General features: G+C 38.9%; 13 protein-coding genes. 9 read left to right on the top strand and 4 right to left on the bottom strand.

What is annotated here, in order from left to right:
- Window positions 1-4: 4 nt before the first annotated feature.
- From CBW18_RS17735 to CBW18_RS17720, 4 genes are all read left to right on the top strand, one after another.
- The gene (locus CBW18_RS17735) at window positions 5-655 is read left to right on the top strand and encodes a response regulator transcription factor (protein ID WP_088302710.1); all 651 of its coding nucleotides are present in this window, start codon (window positions 5-7) and stop codon (window positions 653-655) included.
- Between the two features lie 140 nt (window positions 656-795).
- Window positions 796-1,011 (top strand): hypothetical protein, encoded by a 216-nt coding sequence (locus CBW18_RS17730; RefSeq protein ID WP_088302708.1) that lies wholly within the window; start codon window positions 796-798, stop codon window positions 1,009-1,011.
- Between the two features lie 57 nt (window positions 1,012-1,068).
- Window positions 1,069-2,151, top strand: coding sequence for an AI-2E family transporter (locus CBW18_RS17725; RefSeq protein ID WP_088302706.1), 1,083 nt, complete (start codon window positions 1,069-1,071; stop codon window positions 2,149-2,151).
- A 28-nt stretch (window positions 2,152-2,179) separates the two neighbouring features.
- Window positions 2,180-2,950, top strand: coding sequence for an SDR family NAD(P)-dependent oxidoreductase (locus CBW18_RS17720; RefSeq protein ID WP_088302704.1), 771 nt, complete (start codon window positions 2,180-2,182; stop codon window positions 2,948-2,950).
- 11 nt (window positions 2,951-2,961) lie between these two features.
- Here the strand turns inward: CBW18_RS17720 and CBW18_RS17715 are convergent, their stop codons facing one another.
- Together CBW18_RS17715 and mnmA are read right to left on the bottom strand one after the other, a co-directional pair.
- Window positions 2,962-4,779 carry a glycoside hydrolase family 15 protein gene (locus tag CBW18_RS17715; RefSeq protein ID WP_088302702.1) on the bottom strand — a complete coding sequence of 606 codons (1,818 nt, stop codon included), beginning with the start codon at window positions 4,777-4,779 and terminating at the stop codon, window positions 2,962-2,964.
- A gap of 144 nt (window positions 4,780-4,923) precedes the next feature.
- Window positions 4,924-6,015 (bottom strand): tRNA 2-thiouridine(34) synthase MnmA, encoded by a 1,092-nt coding sequence (gene mnmA / locus CBW18_RS17710; protein ID WP_088302700.1) that lies wholly within the window; start codon window positions 6,013-6,015, stop codon window positions 4,924-4,926.
- A 270-nt stretch (window positions 6,016-6,285) separates the two neighbouring features.
- Here mnmA and CBW18_RS17705 point away from each other — a divergent pair, with 270 nt between their 5' ends.
- Window positions 6,286-8,571, top strand: a complete 2,286-nt coding sequence (locus CBW18_RS17705) for a GH92 family glycosyl hydrolase (protein WP_088302698.1) — start codon at window positions 6,286-6,288, stop codon at window positions 8,569-8,571.
- A 93-nt stretch (window positions 8,572-8,664) separates the two neighbouring features.
- Here the strand turns inward: CBW18_RS17705 and CBW18_RS17700 are convergent, their stop codons facing one another.
- Window positions 8,665-9,852: a DUF1624 domain-containing protein gene (locus CBW18_RS17700; protein ID WP_172406568.1), complete on the bottom strand. Its 1,188-nt coding sequence runs from the start codon at window positions 9,850-9,852 to the stop codon at window positions 8,665-8,667.
- A 381-nt stretch (window positions 9,853-10,233) separates the two neighbouring features.
- Here CBW18_RS17700 and CBW18_RS17695 point away from each other — a divergent pair, with 381 nt between their 5' ends.
- From CBW18_RS17695 to CBW18_RS17680, 4 genes are all read left to right on the top strand, one after another.
- Window positions 10,234-11,310, top strand: a complete 1,077-nt coding sequence (locus tag CBW18_RS17695; protein WP_088302696.1) for a glycoside hydrolase family 76 protein — start codon at window positions 10,234-10,236, stop codon at window positions 11,308-11,310.
- Window positions 11,311-11,322: 12 nt separating this feature from the next.
- Entirely contained in the window at window positions 11,323-12,747 is a 1,425-nt protein-coding gene (locus tag CBW18_RS17690) for a glycoside hydrolase family 125 protein (RefSeq protein ID WP_088302694.1), read from the top strand.
- 300 nt (window positions 12,748-13,047) lie between these two features.
- Window positions 13,048-13,245 carry a hypothetical protein gene (locus CBW18_RS17685; RefSeq protein WP_088302692.1) on the top strand — a complete coding sequence of 66 codons (198 nt, stop codon included), beginning with the start codon at window positions 13,048-13,050 and terminating at the stop codon, window positions 13,243-13,245.
- A 73-nt stretch (window positions 13,246-13,318) separates the two neighbouring features.
- Window positions 13,319-14,011, top strand: a complete 693-nt coding sequence (locus CBW18_RS17680) for a lysoplasmalogenase (protein WP_088302690.1) — start codon at window positions 13,319-13,321, stop codon at window positions 14,009-14,011.
- Window positions 14,012-14,169: 158 nt separating this feature from the next.
- Here CBW18_RS17680 and pbpC read toward each other — a convergent pair whose 3' ends face one another.
- Window positions 14,170-16,545 carry a penicillin-binding protein 1C gene (gene pbpC / locus CBW18_RS17675; protein WP_088302688.1) on the bottom strand — a complete coding sequence of 792 codons (2,376 nt, stop codon included), beginning with the start codon at window positions 16,543-16,545 and terminating at the stop codon, window positions 14,170-14,172.
- Between the last annotated feature and the right edge of the window lie 49 nt (window positions 16,546-16,594).

Genomic DNA, 16,594 nt, shown 5'->3' with positions numbered 1-16,594 from the left:
TTATATGATCAGAATTATCTTAGTAGAAGACCATCAGATTGTTCGCAGATCTTTACAGGCGTTGTTAAAGCAACATACTGATTTAGAGGTTGTGGCTGCAGTAGATGGCGCACATGCACTTTTAGAACTTTTAAAAAATGGAACAAAGGCTGATATCGTACTGACAGACGTATCAATGCCTGATATGGATGGGATTCAAATGATCTCAGAAATTTATCTCATCAATACACAGATTCAGGTAGTAATGCTTTCTATCCTTGAAGATGAAAAATATGCGGCAAAATCTTTTGTCGCAGGTGCCCGAGCCTACCTCTCCAAAGATGTGGATGAAACAGAATTGCTATTTGCTTTACGCCAGGTGATGAATGGAAAACGTTATTTATCCTCCGAACTAAGTATTGGTGTACTGGAACGTTTCAATCACCAACTTACCAATATGCCTGAAAAAGGTATGCCCAGACTTGCACTGTCGGAGCGGGAGCAATTGGTTTTAGCTTTAATTGCCAATGGAATGACGAATCAGGAAATCGCTGAACAAGTATTTTTAAGCAGAAGAACGGTTGAAGGCATCAGGCAGGCTTTAATTGACCGAACAGGGGCTAAAAATTCAGCTGCATTAATCCGCTATGCGGTATTAAATGGTTATGTAAGTTAATTTAGGTTAGCAACTATTCACCATACTTTACAAGTATAATTCTCCTGAAAAAAATCCTGTCATTTTTTCAGGATTTTTTTTGCTTTTATAAAATTAATACCTGGAATCAAACTTTAATTTAAAATGTTGGTTTCTTTTGTATGGATTTTACTCGTGAGCTTAAAGAGATTTATTCCACAGAAATTATAGCGGTAAGAGGTAATTCTGATGCGATTGCCATTACTTTGGTGAAGGAAACTAACTCAAAAAGCTTTATTGCCAAGCTGAAAAGTCGCTTCAGAAATTTAAATCAACCCAGGGTTCTTTTTATCCGCTGTGAGGATGATCATACGATAGAAAAAATAGTTTTGGTTTAATGCCATTTCAATTGCCGATCTTGAATAACTGCAAACAATTAAAAAAATACCAGCCAGATGAATGTATCTAATCATAACCTTTTCCAAACAATAAAATCAACCATCTTATACATTACTGGATTAACTTTACTGCTATTCTTTACCTTTAAGATTATTTCTATCGTATTGCTGGTCATTTTTGCGCTGGTACTGGGAATTATCATCAGTGCACCGGTGAGTAAATTTGAAAAAAAAGGAATGAAAAGATGGCTGGCCAGCCTGATTATTTTTGTGGTTATTTTCGGGGTAAGTATTGGGCTAGGCTGGTTAATTGTCCCGCATATTACCAACCAGCTGGATGTTTTAATCAGCAATTTACCCGGTTATTATACTTCTGCATCCCATCATATCGCATCGGTATTGAAGAATTATCCTGAGTTCAACCGTGAAATCCAGGATAGCGGTGTTTCCATCGGTTCAGCCATCCCGTCGGTAGGAAAGACCATTGTTGGTCTGGGTAATTTTTCTTTCGGCATCATCGGTGGTGTATTTTTGTTTATCGTATTTGTTTGTTTAGTGGTCTTTTATGTAAGTCATCCTAAACCAATTGTTGAATTGTATTTGTCGCTCTTTCAGCCACGTAAAAGAGACAGCGCAAAAAATGCCCTGCAACATACCACTACCATGCTGGTGGGCTGGATGAAATCCAATTTAATCGGAGGTGCCATACAATCTGTTTTGGTATATGCGTTTCTCAGTATTGTAAGTGTGCCGGGTGCATTGGTTTGGGCTGCGCTGGCGTTCTTTTCCGAATTGATTCCCAAACTGGGATTTTATATTATGGCCATCCCGCCAACATTGGTTGCGCTTTCCATTAGTCCGTTAACGGCATTCTGGTGCCTTTTATTTTTTCTTTTACTCAATGAGCTGGTATCCGATTTTTTGATGCCTAAGCTGCGTTCATCAACCATGAACATCCACCCGGTATCATCACTGGTTATGTTATTAGCCATGGGTGCGGCTTTTGGTTTAACCGGAGCACTTCTGGCTACGCCCATGGCGGCTATTGTTAAAGCTTACTATGAAGAGTTTTACCTGAAAAACCTGCCTGAAGATCATAAAATGGACCATCGAATCGATGAAATAGTTTACCACAAGTAGTTTACATATCATTAAAAAAATACTTTTCATGAAACGTTTTAAAAATAAAATCGCATTAATTACCGGTAGTAGTCAGGGGATAGGTGAAGCCTGTGCATTGCGTTTAGCCAAAGAAGGAGCCGACATCATTTTAAATGGTAGAAAATTCGACGAACGTGGAGAGGAGCTAATTGCCGAGATTAAAGCAATGGGCGGAAGAGCAGAATTTTTAGCTGCTGATGTGAGCAATACTAAAGATGTAATTAAGCTTGTTCATGATGCCATTGATGTTTTTGGTGCACTGGATATTCTGGTGAATAATGCAGGTTTAGAAACAAAAGCAGATTTTTGGGACGTAACGGAAGAAGATTATGACCTGGTGATGGATACCAATTTAAAAGGGGTATTTTTTGGCATGCAGGCTTTTGTTAATTATTGCAGGAAGGAAAAAAGACCTGGTACTATTGTTAATATGAGTTCGGTGCACGAAGAAATAGTTTTCCCGCATTTTGCAGCTTACTGTGCCAGTAAAGGCGGATTAAAGATGCTAAGCCGCAATCTGGCGACTGAACTGGCTCCATTTAATATCAGGGTGAACAATGTGGCGCCAGGTGCCATATCTACCCCCATTAATCAGGATCTTTTAAATGATAAAGAGCAGTTGGAAAAAGTAATCGGAAATATTCCAATGAAAAGGATGGGTACAGTAGATGATGTGGCAGCGGTTGTGGCTTTTCTGGCATCAGACGAGGCCGCCTACGTAACAGGATCAACCTATTATGTAGACGGTGGTTTAACTTATCATTATGAGGAACAATAAATATTTGAACCTTAGTCTTTTTCGCTTTCTCTGTTCAGCTGTTTGTTCAATTCAATAGCGGCACTGATAAGGGCTAGATGTGTAAAGGCCTGAGGGAAATTACCTAAGTGTTCGCCCTTTTTACCCAGTTCTTCACTAAATAAGAGAAGGTGATTAGAATAGCTGATCATCTTCTCGAAATATTCCACGGCTTTATCCAGTTCGCCACTTTTTGCAAGAGATTCGATAAACCAGAAAGAACACATGTTAAATGTGCCTTCTTCGCCTTCCAGGCCATCAAAATTTTCTTCGCCATTTTTGTAACGGTAAACCAGTACATCTAAAAGCAATTCCTTTTCAATCACTTTTATGGTTGAAAGCCACCTAGGTTCTATTGGCGAAATAAAATGCGTCAGCGGCATTAACAATACACTGGCATCAACCTGCTCTGCGCCTTTATATTGAACCCATGAACCCAGTTTTTCATTCCAGAAATTATGGTAAATATCCTGGTAGATTTCACTTCTGATTTTATGCCATTCCGCTTCGGGATAAGGAAAAGAACGATGCTCCGCAATTTTAATGGCACGGTCCATGGCTACCCAGCACATCAGGCGGGTATGTAAAAATTCTTTTTCTGCGGTCCTGATTTCCCAGATACCATGATCTGGCTTTTTCCAGTTTTTGATTACCTGTTCAATCTGTTTCTCAATGAGCATCCAGAATTGATAGGTAATCGGTTTGTATGACTTATTATAGATATAAATGGTGTCAATCAGTTCACCATAAATGTCAATCTGAACCTGGTTTGCTGCAGCATTGCCAATGCGTACCGGTTTTGATTTACGGTAACCTTCAAAATGTTCCAGTTCTCTTTCTTCGATTTTTGGGTTGCCGTCTATCTGATAGATGAGTTGCAGGTCAATTTTCTGGCAAAGGTTAAAAATCCAGTCCATAAATGCAGTGGCTTCTTCATTAAAACCAAGGGCCAGGAAAGCATACATGGTAAAGGCTGCATCACGGATCCAGGTGAAGCGGTAATCCCAGTTTCTATCACCTCCCAGTATTTCTGGCAGTCCAAAAGTTGGTGCGGCCACCACAGAACCGAATTCTGCAGAAGTGAGCAATTTCAGTGTAATGGCAGATCGTTTAATCAATTCACCATAATGCCCTTTATAACTCGTTTTGCTAATCCACTTTACCCAAAAATCTTTGGTTTCATGGTAAGCGTGATCAGCATAGTAGGCGAGTTGCTCACCTGCCTCTTCCGGTTTTAAAAATTCGAGTACAATCGTTGCCGTTTCAGACTCCTGGAGTGTAAACTCGGCATAGCCATTTGCCTTTCTCAGTATCAGCGGTACATCTGCAGAAACTTTAATTTTTAATTCTTCATCAGGGCAATCAAAAATGAGGTGATTTTCATGACTATTAGCCTTATACTCGCTTTGTGCATAACCAAACCGGGGTACGCAACTGAACTTAAAATTAATACAGCCCCTGATGGTTTTAATTTTTCTGACAATGGCACTTGTTGATAAGTGTTTACCTTCTGATATGGGCATGAAATCAGTCAGTTCTGCAATTCCGGTATCCGAAAAAAACCTGGTGAGTAAAATGGCCGTACCAGGAAAGTAAAGCTGTTTGGTTGTGAAATTTTCCAGTTCAGGTTCTATGGCACAATAGCCACCTTTCTGCCTGTCGAGCATGGTTGCAAATACAGAAGGCGAATCAAATTTTGGCGCACACATGAAATCAATTGAACCATTTAGTGAAACCAGTGCCACCGTTTTTAAATTTCCGATAATGCCATAGTTTTCTATCGGCTGAAATGGTCTTTTGATGTGATTCATGCTTAAGGTAGTATGATTTAATAAAGTTTACCTTAACAAAGCGAATTACCTACTTTTTGTTTGGTTGTAAATTGGAATTAAGATTTAATACAAAAAAAAATCCCGACTGTGGCCAGCCGGGATCCGTATCTTGATAGGTAAAAATTAAATTAAAAAACCACCGCCTAGCAAATCATTTCCTTCATAAAATACGGCAGACTGGCCTGGTGCAATGGCCGAAACGTTATGATCAAAGACAACACGCATTTTATCCTTCTCCTGAACAATAGTACTTAGCATACCCGCATCCTTATAACGGATTTTGGTGATAACATTATCCATGGGCTCTTCTATGCTGGCATATTTAATCAGGTTAAGATTGCGCACCATGGCCTCCTTACGTTCCAGTTCGTCAGCCCGGCCTAAAACTACAGTATTACTTTCTGGTAATATCTGTGTTACAAACATAGGTTCACCAAATGCTACGCCCAAACCTTTACGTTGGCCAATGGTATAAAACGGATAACCTTTATGTTGTCCAACCACCATTCCGTTGCTTAAAATGAAATTTCCTCCAGCTACACGATCTTCCAGATCTTCTACCTTGTGTTTTAAAAACGCACGGTAGTCATTATCAGGAACGAAACAAATTTCATAGCTTTCTGATTTTTTAGCCAGTTCTTCCTGCCCCATATCCAATGCCATTTGCCTGATTTCTGATTTGGCAAAACTTCCTAAAGGAAACTTGGTGCGTGAGAGGTTTTCCTGCGATACACCCCAAAGCACATAAGACTGGTCTTTATTTTCGTCTTTACCTTTAGAAATTACATATCTTCCGCTGTCTTGCTGACGAATATTAGCATAGTGACCGGTGGCGATAAATTCGCAATCCAGTTTATTGGCACGTTTTAATAATGCTTCCCATTTAATGTGGGTATTGCATAACACACAAGGGTTAGGCGTTCTTCCGGCAAGGTATTCATCTACGAAATTATCGATTACATAATCGCCAAACTCATCGCGAATATCCAGAATATAATGCGGAAAACCATAGTTAACCGCAAGCGTTCTGGCATCATTTATACTGTCCAGTGAACAACATCCGGTTTCCTTACTGCTGCCCCCTGAACTGGCATAATCCCAGGTCTTCATGGTCAGTCCGATTACCTCATAACCCTGCTCATGCAACATTACCGCTGCTACCGAACTATCAACCCCGCCACTCATGGCCACCAGAATTCTACCGTGTTTACTCATTTCTAAATTATTGCCTGCAAAAATAAGGTTTATTTACCTGAAATTTTTTAAAGCAAGTCAGTTCGTTGTAAAAAGCCGCTGAAGGAGAAGCAGGCCAGCGTAAGGTGTATGCTACATCAAACATCAAATAGATTTTGTGAATATAGGTTTAGATGGATGAAATCTAGAGATATAAAATTAAGTTAAACGTTTTAGTTTTATGTTTAAGTAGATTCCAATTTTAATTTATACCTTAGAATTTTCGTTGAAATTGTTCAATTTAATACATCCATGATCAAAAAAATTATCCTCCCTTGTTTGCTTTTATCGGCATTTTTAGCCACCGCACAACAGAATTTAGTGCAATATGTGAACCCCATTATTGGTACCTCTAAAATGGGACATACTTATCCGGGGGCAACAGTACCCTTTGGAGCGGTACAGTTAAGCCCTGAAACCGATACTTTATCTTATGAAGTGAATGGAAAGTATAATGGTGATGTATACAAGTATTGTGGAGGTTATAAGTATGAGGATAAAACCATAGTGGGTTTTAGTCATACGCATTTTAGTGGCACAGGGCATTCAGATCTGGGTGATTTCTTAATTATGCCTACGCAAGGTAAACTGCAGTTAAATCCGGGTACGGCAGATCAACCCAAAAGTGGTTATCGTTCTGCCTATGCTCATGCTAATGAAACTGCTGAAGCCGGTTATTATAAGGTAAAGCTGGATGATCATCACATTACTGCAGAATTAACGGCAACCAACCGGGTAGGCATGCACCGGTATACCTTCCCAAAATCAGATCAATCGCATATTATTCTGGATCTAATGGCGGGAATCTATAATTACGAAGATAAGACAGTCTGGACTTACGTTCGGGTAGTTAATGATACACTAATTACAGGTTATCGCCAAACAAATGGCTGGGCACGTACCCGGACAGTTTATTTTGCCATGAGTTTTTCTAAACCCTTTAAAAGTTACGGAAGAAAGAGCTATGATGCTAAACAGGCCTATCGGGGTTTCTGGGGTAAATTCAACCAGGAGCAGAATTTCCCTGAAATAGCGGGTAAAAAAATTAAAATGTACTTTGATTTTGATACAAAAGAAGGAGAGCAGGTGAAAATTAAGTTTGCGCTATCTCCGGTAAGTCAGGAAAATGCCTTGCAAAATATGCGAACTGAAATTTCAGGGTGGGATTTTGAAAAGGTAAAATCACTAGCACAAGCCACCTGGAATAAAGAGCTGAATAAAATTCAGGTAACCACTTCAAACGCCAATAAAATTAACTTTTATACGGCTTTATATCATGCCTTCATAAATCCAACTACCTATACTGATGTAAACGGCGAATATAAGGGTTTGGATCAGGGTGTTCATAAAGCTGAAGGCTTTACCAATTACACTACATTTTCATTATGGGATACTTACCGGGCATTGCATCCCTTTTTCAACCTGGTGCAGCCCAGTCGCAGCAATGACATGGTCAAATCGATGCTGGCCCATTATGATCAGAGCAGTTTACACATGTTGCCCATCTGGTCACACTACGCCAATGATAACTGGTGTATGAGCGGATATCATAGTGTTTCAGTAATTGCAGATGCTATTATTAAAGGCACTTACAACGGAGATCCAAATCAGGCACTTGATGCTTGTGTAGTAACCGCAAAACATCGGGATTACGAAGGAATAGGTTATTATATGGATAAGGGCTATATCCCGGCCGAAAAAAGTGGTGTATCTGTTTCCAATACTTTAGAATATGCCTACGATGATTGGGCGATAGCACAATTGGCTAAGAAATTAAATCGTACGGATGTTTATAATGAGTTTATTAAGCGTTCAGAAAACTGGAGAAACAATTATGATCAGGCATCTGGCTTTATGCGCCCTAAATTGGCTGACGGAACTTTTAAGCAAAAATTTGATCCAAAGGATACCGAGGGGCAAGGTTTTATTGAAGGTAACAGCTGGAATTACAGTTTTTTTGTGCCTCATAATCCCACTTCCCTGATTGAGGTTATGGGGGGTAAAAAGAAATTTGCCGCACGCCTGGATTCTCTTTTCAGCATGCACCTGCCGGACGAATTTTTTGCCCACACTGAAGACATTACCCGTGAAGGTATCATCGGCGGTTATGTACATGGAAATGAACCCGCTCACCATGTAGCTTATCTGTACAACTGGACGGATGAGGTCTATAAAGGCCAGGCACAAATCCGCCACATCTTAAACATGCAATACAAACCTACTGCCGATGGCTTAGGTGGAAATGATGATTGCGGACAAATGAGTGCCTGGTATATGTTTTCGGCTATGGGTTTTTACCCGGTAGCTCCGGGATCAGATGTGTATGCGCTGGGTAGCCCGCTGGTGAACAAAGCAGTAATTAAATTAGAAAATAATAAAACATTTACGGTAGAGGCTTTAAGCCAAAGTGATAAAAATGTATATGTTCAAAAAGTGATGCTGAATGGTAAAGAGATTACAAATCATAACATTAAACATACTGATATTACAGCTGGCGGAAAGCTGACTTTCTACATGAGTGCCAAACCTAAAAAATAATATTTAATTGTTTAGGTTTATGATATGAAACCGCTGGTTTTGCCAGCGGTTTTTTTGTTCTTCAATTTGTTGATTATATGTTGCGGCATCAACTTAAATGTACCTCAGCCACCATTGCCTGTGCGTTTGTTTATATCTTTTAAACCATTTGCAGGGAAGATAGAGTAACGCTGCAACTGAAAACCAGATCAGATAAACCACTATTAAATTAAAGCCGAAATTAACCGGTCTGAAATAAAATGGAATCTGAACAATATCTTTCCCTGTGAAGCCTGTTGCAAAAAAAGCGATAACCAGAAAAGTATGCAACAGGTAAAAGTGCAATATATAATAGAAGAAGGGGACTGAACCATAAATAGCAAAAATCCGGCTTCCGATATTTTTTAAACGTTCTGAGAAAGCCAAAAACAGCATCGCGGGACCTAAAGTCATGCAGATATATTGCAAGGAAGGTGGGTACTTACTTACATTTAAAAAAGAAAGCATGTTACGGAAAAGATCAAGATATTCTTTTCTAGGAGCGGGATCGCCATAAAAGTTAATCCATCTTAAAGCCAAAAATAGTAGGGTAGTTAAACAACCTGTGAGGATTAAATTTCTTTTGCGCCGCGCGCCATCATATCCTTTTTTGTACCAGCTGCCTATGGCATAACCGATAAACATGATGCCCGTCCAGGGTAGAATGGCATAAAATACTCCAACTAAATGATGGTCAGATATGGGTAGCACTGTTCCAAATGCGGTAAATAATACTTTTAATATCATTGCCCAGGTAGGATTTTGAGGTACTGGCAACAGGTTTAAGATATTATGCCCAAATACCAGGATCAACCCAATAATTAATACCGTTTTATATGATAATCTGCTTATCAGCCCCAGGAGAATCATGCTCCAGCCAATGGCCCAAATGACCTGCAGAATGATAAAATGATAAAATGGATTAAAGGTTAATCCTAATGACACAATCACAATTTCAACTGCGATAAGCCATAGCCCACGCTTAATCAGAAATTTACCTGCTATTGCCGGAGTTTTATTTTGAGCAGATAAATAAGCTGATAAACCTGAAAGAAAGACAAATATTGGTGCACAGAAATGGGTAATCCATCTGGTGAAAAACAGCACCCCGGTTGTGGTGGCCGGGTCGAGCGGATTACCTGTTACGGCCGATATGTGAAAAAAATCACGTGTATGGTCAAGTGCCATAACAATCATTACTATTCCTCTCAGGATATCAATAGATAAGATGCGGTTTGAAGGCAGGAAATGATCTGTATTCATATTTATATAATCTATTTAAAGATATAAAATCCAGATAAAAAAGCATGCTGAATGATTCCGCTTAAATGAAGCATTGATTTAAGCAATGCATGTTTCTTTTTATCTGGTGATCTTGTTGCTCTTTTTATATTTCTGTGGCGGTGATTTAACCGATAAATGCAGCTTTATTTATATTGATTGATGATATATTGCTATTTCAGATCAATTACCCATAATGATTCATAAAATCGATTTAGGAATGTCAAAATGTATGTTTTTAATTTTGATCTTTTAAAAAATATTCTAATATTTGTTAAGTTCTGACCAAATGCCGATTACCTGAATCTTCTTAAGGGCTAACCATGATCGGTATAAAGCGGGATTAACATTTGATAATTTTAAATGCAACACATCATTAAAGTATTAACCGGCTTTTTACTACTGATTTCCTGCTGGATCAATTCACCTGCACAAGTTAGTAGATTTGAATATTTACAACGTATTAAGATTATCGAAGGTAATATAGATCGTTATTTTTACTTGAAGGATAAGGGACTATACCTGGAAAACATTGGAAAAACCGAAAAACCATATTCTTATTTATGGCCACTTTGTGCATTGATTCAGGCTAAAAATGAAACAGAGGTATTAAAAAATGATCGCGGGATGCAGCCAGTGATGAAAGCGATTGATCAGTATTATACCAAAACATCTCCTGCACCAGCCTATCAGTCCTACATTGAAAAAAGCAGTCGGTTTTATGATGATAATCAATGGATTGCCATTGCTTACCTCGATGCTTACAGCCGTACCAAAAACAAAGTTTACTTTAACCGGGCAAAAGAAATTTATACCTGGCTTTTAACGGGATATGATGAAAAAACCGGTGGGGGTTTATATTGGAAAGAAGATGAGAAAACCTCCAAAAACACTTGTTCTAATGGGCCTAATATCTTAGTTTCGCTTGGGTTATATCAGGCTACCAAGGAAAAGAAGTATTTGGATACAGCGTTAATGGTCTATAACTGGACAAATAAAACCTTGAGGGGGCCTGATGGTATTTATTATGATGCCATAAAGGTTTCATCTTTAAAAATAGATTCTGCTACCTACACTTACAATACGGGTACGATGCTGGAATCGAATGTGCTGCTATATAAAATCACAAAGGATGAAAAATACCTCAAAGAAGCAAAATTTATTGCCACTGCTGCCGAAAAACGATTTTATAAAAATGGAAAACTGCCGGATCATTACTGGTTTAATGCTGTTTTACTTAGAGGTTACCTCGCGCTGTATTCCGTTGAAAAAAATGCATCACGTCTGGCATTCTTCATTAATGATGCAGAACGTGTTTGGAAAACGGAACGTGATGAAAGAAATCTTTTAGGAAAGGAAACTGATAAAAATTTGTTGCAGCAAGCCGGAATACTGGAAATATATGCCCGGCTGGCGACTTTAAATTTAACCAAATCGTAAAAATATAAATTAATGAAAAGAAGAACATTTATTCAAAATACAGGCTTGCTTGGAGCAGGAGTAGTGGCGTCCAAGTTTTCGTTTGCCGCAGACTTTGCTCCGGCGTTTCCGGTAGTTCGCGTTCCGGCAGGAAAAAGGCATTTTCAAAGTAAAGCTGTAGATGATGCTATAAAAACTTTCCAGTCGAAGGTTAAAAATCCTGAGCTGGTCTGGCTATTTGAAAATTGCTTTCCGAATACATTAGATACTACCGTTTATTATTCAGAAAAAAATGGTCGTCCGGATACTTATGTGATCACCGGAGATATAGATGCCATGTGGTTAAGGGACAGCTCGGCTCAGGTTTGGCCATATTTACAGTTCGTAAATGAAGATGAAGCCCTTAAGAAATTAATTGCCGGAGTGATCAATCATCAAACGAAATGTGTGCTGAAAGATCCTTATGCCAATGCTTTTTATGGCGATGCCAATAAAGTTGGTGAATGGAAAACAGATGATACCGCCATGCAGGCAGGTGTACATGAGCGTAAGTGGGAAATCGATTCGTTATGTTATCCCATTCGTTTAGCTTATCATTATTGGAAAAAAACAGGTGATAAAGCACCATTTGATGCCAATTGGAAGAAGGGTATAGAAACCATTCTAAAAACCTTTAAAGAGCAGCAACGTAAAACGGATCACGGCCCGTATCATTTTCAACGTGAAACCAACAAACCAACAGATTCACTACCAATGGCTGGATATGGTTTTCCCGTAAATCCGGTAGGATTGATTTGTTCGGCCTTTCGCCCAAGTGATGATGCAACCATTTTTCCATTTTTAATACCTTCAAATTTCTTTGCCGTATCCAGTCTGAAGCAAGCAGCTGAAATGATTAAGGCACTTCAAAGTGATCAAACTTTGGAAAGCAATTTGCTTAATCTGGCGGATGAGGTAAATGCGGCTTTGCAAAAGCATGCAATTGTGGCGCATCCAAAATATGGCAAAATCTACGCTTTTGAAACCGATGGTTTTGGAAGTAATTATTTGATGGATGATGCTAATGTACCCAGCTTGTTAAGTTTGCCTTATCTTGGTGCGATGAGTGCCGATGATCCGATTTATCAAAACACAAGGAAATTTGTGTTGTCTAAAGATAATCCATACTTTTTTAAGGGTACTGCTGCTGAAGGAATAGGCGGACCACATGTTGGTCAGGATATGATCTGGCCAATGAGCATTACGATGAGGGCATTAACATCAAAAGATGATGCAGAAATCAAATATTGTATCAGTACTTTACAAAAAACTCATGCCGGCAAAGGTTTTATGCACGAATCTTTTCATAAAGACAATCCGGCTAAATTTACCCGTGACTGGTTTGCCTGGTCGAACACCTTATTTGGTGAACTGCTATGGAGAACCTACCATGAGAAGCCCTCACTTTTAACCGTTTAATACAATATTTTGCTAAAGGCCATTCATTTTTGTGAAGGCCTTTAGCTTAAAATACATTTCGTTTTCGATCTCGCTGTAAAACGGTGTTGGTGCATTTTTCTCAAAAGCCGTCTCACTGGCTTGTCAAGAAAACCAAATTTCTTTACGATTAATGCTTTGCCTTATTAAAAATATGTTCAATTTTGCCAGCGTTTAAGGGGAAGCTGGCCTAAAGAATATTTTATTTTCCTGTGAAATTTAAAATGTAGCTCATTAAGCTTGTTTTACCGACAAATTAATTTATATAAATATATCAATATCATGACTGTTTTAAATGATAACATTCCAACATCAACACTACTGGAAATTAAGGTGGGTGATACTATAAGTGATGAAAGTGGATTATCAGGTGTGGTGGTTAATATTGCCATTCAGGAAACTGATGAATTTTTAATGTTAATTTTTGGACTTCAGGAGGGCGGCGAGATTAAGGCAAAAAAACTTCGCCAGGTTTGCTAACCAGAATACCTTCATTACCATTTCCTGGCATTAAGTATTAACATTAAATTTGTTCTTCAATTCGTAAATTTTAATGAAAACTAAACTTTTTGCCTTCATTTTTTCATTAGTATATCTTGTTCAGTTGTATGCAGAAACAGCAGGACATATTTTGTTGAGCCAAGTTTCTAAACCATTCATCATAATGATATTATTGATTTGGTTGTATGTAGCTACTCATCTTAAAGGCCGTTTCCATAAAAGAATATTTACAGGATTAATTTTCAGTTTGGCTGGTGATATTTTTTTAATGTTACCAGCAGGGAATGGACGCTTTTTTAATTATGGACTGTTTGCATTTCTGCTTTGTCACATCTTCTATATCAGGGCTTTTACACTTGATCATAAATCTAATCCAGAGTTTAGAAGTCCGTTTTTTTTGTGGGGTGCAGGTGCATTAATTATCTTCTGTATGGGCTTATTCTTTTACTTACAACCTCATCTTGGTGCCTGGCAGTTTGCTATTTTAATGTATGCCATCATCATTACATTCATGGCGATTATGGCACTTAACCGTTATGGGAAAGTGAATTTAAGTAGTTTTAAGTTGGTGTTGATGGGTGCATTACTCTTTCTTTTATCAGATAGTGTATTGGCAGTTAATAAGTTTAGCAGGCTTATTCCGCAGGCAGGCATACTAATCATGGCCAGCTATATGTTAGCGCAATACCTGATCGTTTATGGAACAGTGGTGCGGGAATTGGTGGTGAAGCAAACGGAGATATAGCGCGTATCGAGCTCAAATTTTATTTCTTTTACAAGTTCTTGGTGTGCGCTGTGTAAATCTCTTTACCATCCTGTGGTGAAAAAATAACCGGCCTAATTTTTTATTCTTTGCGGAAATCTTCTTTTTTTGCAGTTAAAACTTCCCAAGATATAACCTCGCTATTTCTTTTTATCTTTATCCATCACTGTAAAAACCTGCACCAGTCTTTCTCCATTTTCATCTACCAAAGTCAGTGTATGTTTTCCTGGCGGCGGACTAACAGCCAATTGGTGATAATTGGTGGTGGTAGCGATATATTCATGATCTATGTGCCAGTAAATTTTAGAACCTTGATTTCGATGTGCTGCATTTAGAACGATTTTTCCCCGTGTTCCATTTAATTCAAGCGGAATATAAACTGAAGCGCCATTTTTTGGATAGATGAGCTCCATCACATTATTTCCACCGGATAGATCACAACCAGGAAGGTAAGGTGGCAAATTTTTATAGTCACTGTTTTTAATCCGGTAATAATACTCCATAGCCGGGGGAAGAATGAACCAGCTTTTATGCTGCATGCTGGTTACACTTTCACATTGATCAGTAACACGATAAGTTCCGGTCTTGTCTAAATGAATAATTTTATGAAAGGGACAAACAGCGGTTTTTTCTCCGGCAACTGGTACCCAATCTTCTATCACATCGGGACAATATTCTCCGGCCTTGTAACCGCTTTGCTTACACACTTTGATTTTTTTAAGTTTTGTTTTAGGTGTTTCAAACCATTTTCCATTAGGCAATAACCTGAACAGATCAAATAAAACCGGAGCGGCAGCTTCTATGCCTACTAAACCTGGCCTGCCTTCTCCATCTGCATTGCCCACCCACACACAAACAACATAACTGGGCGTTAAGCCTAATGCCCAGGCATCGCGAAAGCCAAAGCTTGTACCTGTTTTCCAGGCTACTCTTTGCGATGAAGAAAATTGTTCCCATAAGCCTTCATCGCCCGGACGCATGACTTCTTCCATAGCATTAAATGTTGCCCAAATAGCTCCATGATCTAAAAAAGAGTTACGTTCATAATCTTTGTCAGGATCTTTCTTAGGATGATAATAGGTTGCTTGCTTATAATCATTAGGGTCGTATAATCCCTTATAGGCATTAAAATGGTTCAAAGTTCTCACCATCCCCATGTAAGTATTTGCCAGATCCCACATGGTTACTTCGCTGCCGCCTAAAATAAGAGATAAACCATAGTGATCTGCCGGTTGATTTAATGTTCCGATCCCAAGTTTTTTAAGCTTATCGTAAAACCTTTCATACTTATATTGCTGCAGCATTTTCACTGCTGGTATATTTAATGAGCGGCTTAAAGCCTTATCGGCGGCAATGGCACCATCATAACCCAAATCATAATTTTGAGGGGAATAACCAGCAATTTGCGTGGGCACATCCGGAATCAGGGTGTGCGGCAGAATAAAGCCATCGTTTAACATACTGGCGTAGAGCAATGGCTTTAAAGTGCTTCCCGGGCTTCTTGATGCTTTGATCATATCTACATGACTAAGCAGTTCTGTATTTTCAGGTTGATAAATGTTACCTACATAGCTGACCACCGTACCGGTTTTGGCATCAAGAATTAATGCAGAAATATTATTGATGTCATTTGAACGATAACGATTATTATAGCGTTTTAGAATGGCGTTCACTTTAAGTTGTATATCCTCATTCAGCGTTGTGGTAATTCGGGTAGAATTAATTTCCAAACTCGCTCTTTCTGCCTTGAATCGATTTAGCAAATGCGGCGCATTTTGTGGCAGGGGCATGGGCTTTCCAGGAATAGGTTCCAGCTTTGACAGGTTTGCCGTTCCCTGATCTATATACTTAAGCTTTGCTAACCTATCTAATAAATCATTTCGCTTTTTGATTAACCGGTTTGAATTTTTTCCGGGGTGAACCAATGACGGGCTATTGGGTAAAACAGCTAAGGTAGCCATTTCACCCCAGGAGAGTGTTTTTGCATTACGGCCATAATAACGCCAGCTTGCAGCTTCCAATCCAACTACATTGCTACCGAAAGGTGCGTTGGCAGCATATAAACCAATAATTTCCTGTTTGGAATATTTGAGTTCCAGCCTGAAGGCGAGGATCATTTCATAAATCTTCTGCCATATGTTTCTATCTTCTTTTCTTGATAATCTGATCACTTGCATGGTTAAGGTACTGCCACCACTCACTACACTTTTTGCCCGAAAGTTTTGCCGCATGGCTCTGCTCATGGCGAGGAAATCAACACCAAAATGATTGTAAAATCGTTTATCTTCAAATGCAATAATACAATCCTTGAATTTTACAGGCACAGAATCAGCCACTGGAAAACGCCACTGGCCATCGCTGGCAATGGCTGCACTCAGTAGATTTCCATTACTGGCCTCTACCACAAAAGAGGTTGGAGATTTAAAAAGTTTTGAAGGTAAAAGCAATAAAAACACCAACAGCAAGATGATGCAAATGATATCTGTGATAAGAAATGCTTTTGGTGTTTTATACATACTATTTTATAAAATTAGAAACCTCACAGGTTTTTAAAACCTGTGAGGT

The sequence above is a fragment of the Pedobacter sp. AJM genome, assembly GCF_002197755.1.
Lineage (GTDB): Bacteria > Bacteroidota > Bacteroidia > Sphingobacteriales > Sphingobacteriaceae > Pedobacter.
Note: the sequence above shows the minus strand (reverse complement) of the source record. Positions and strands in the feature narration are given on the sequence as shown.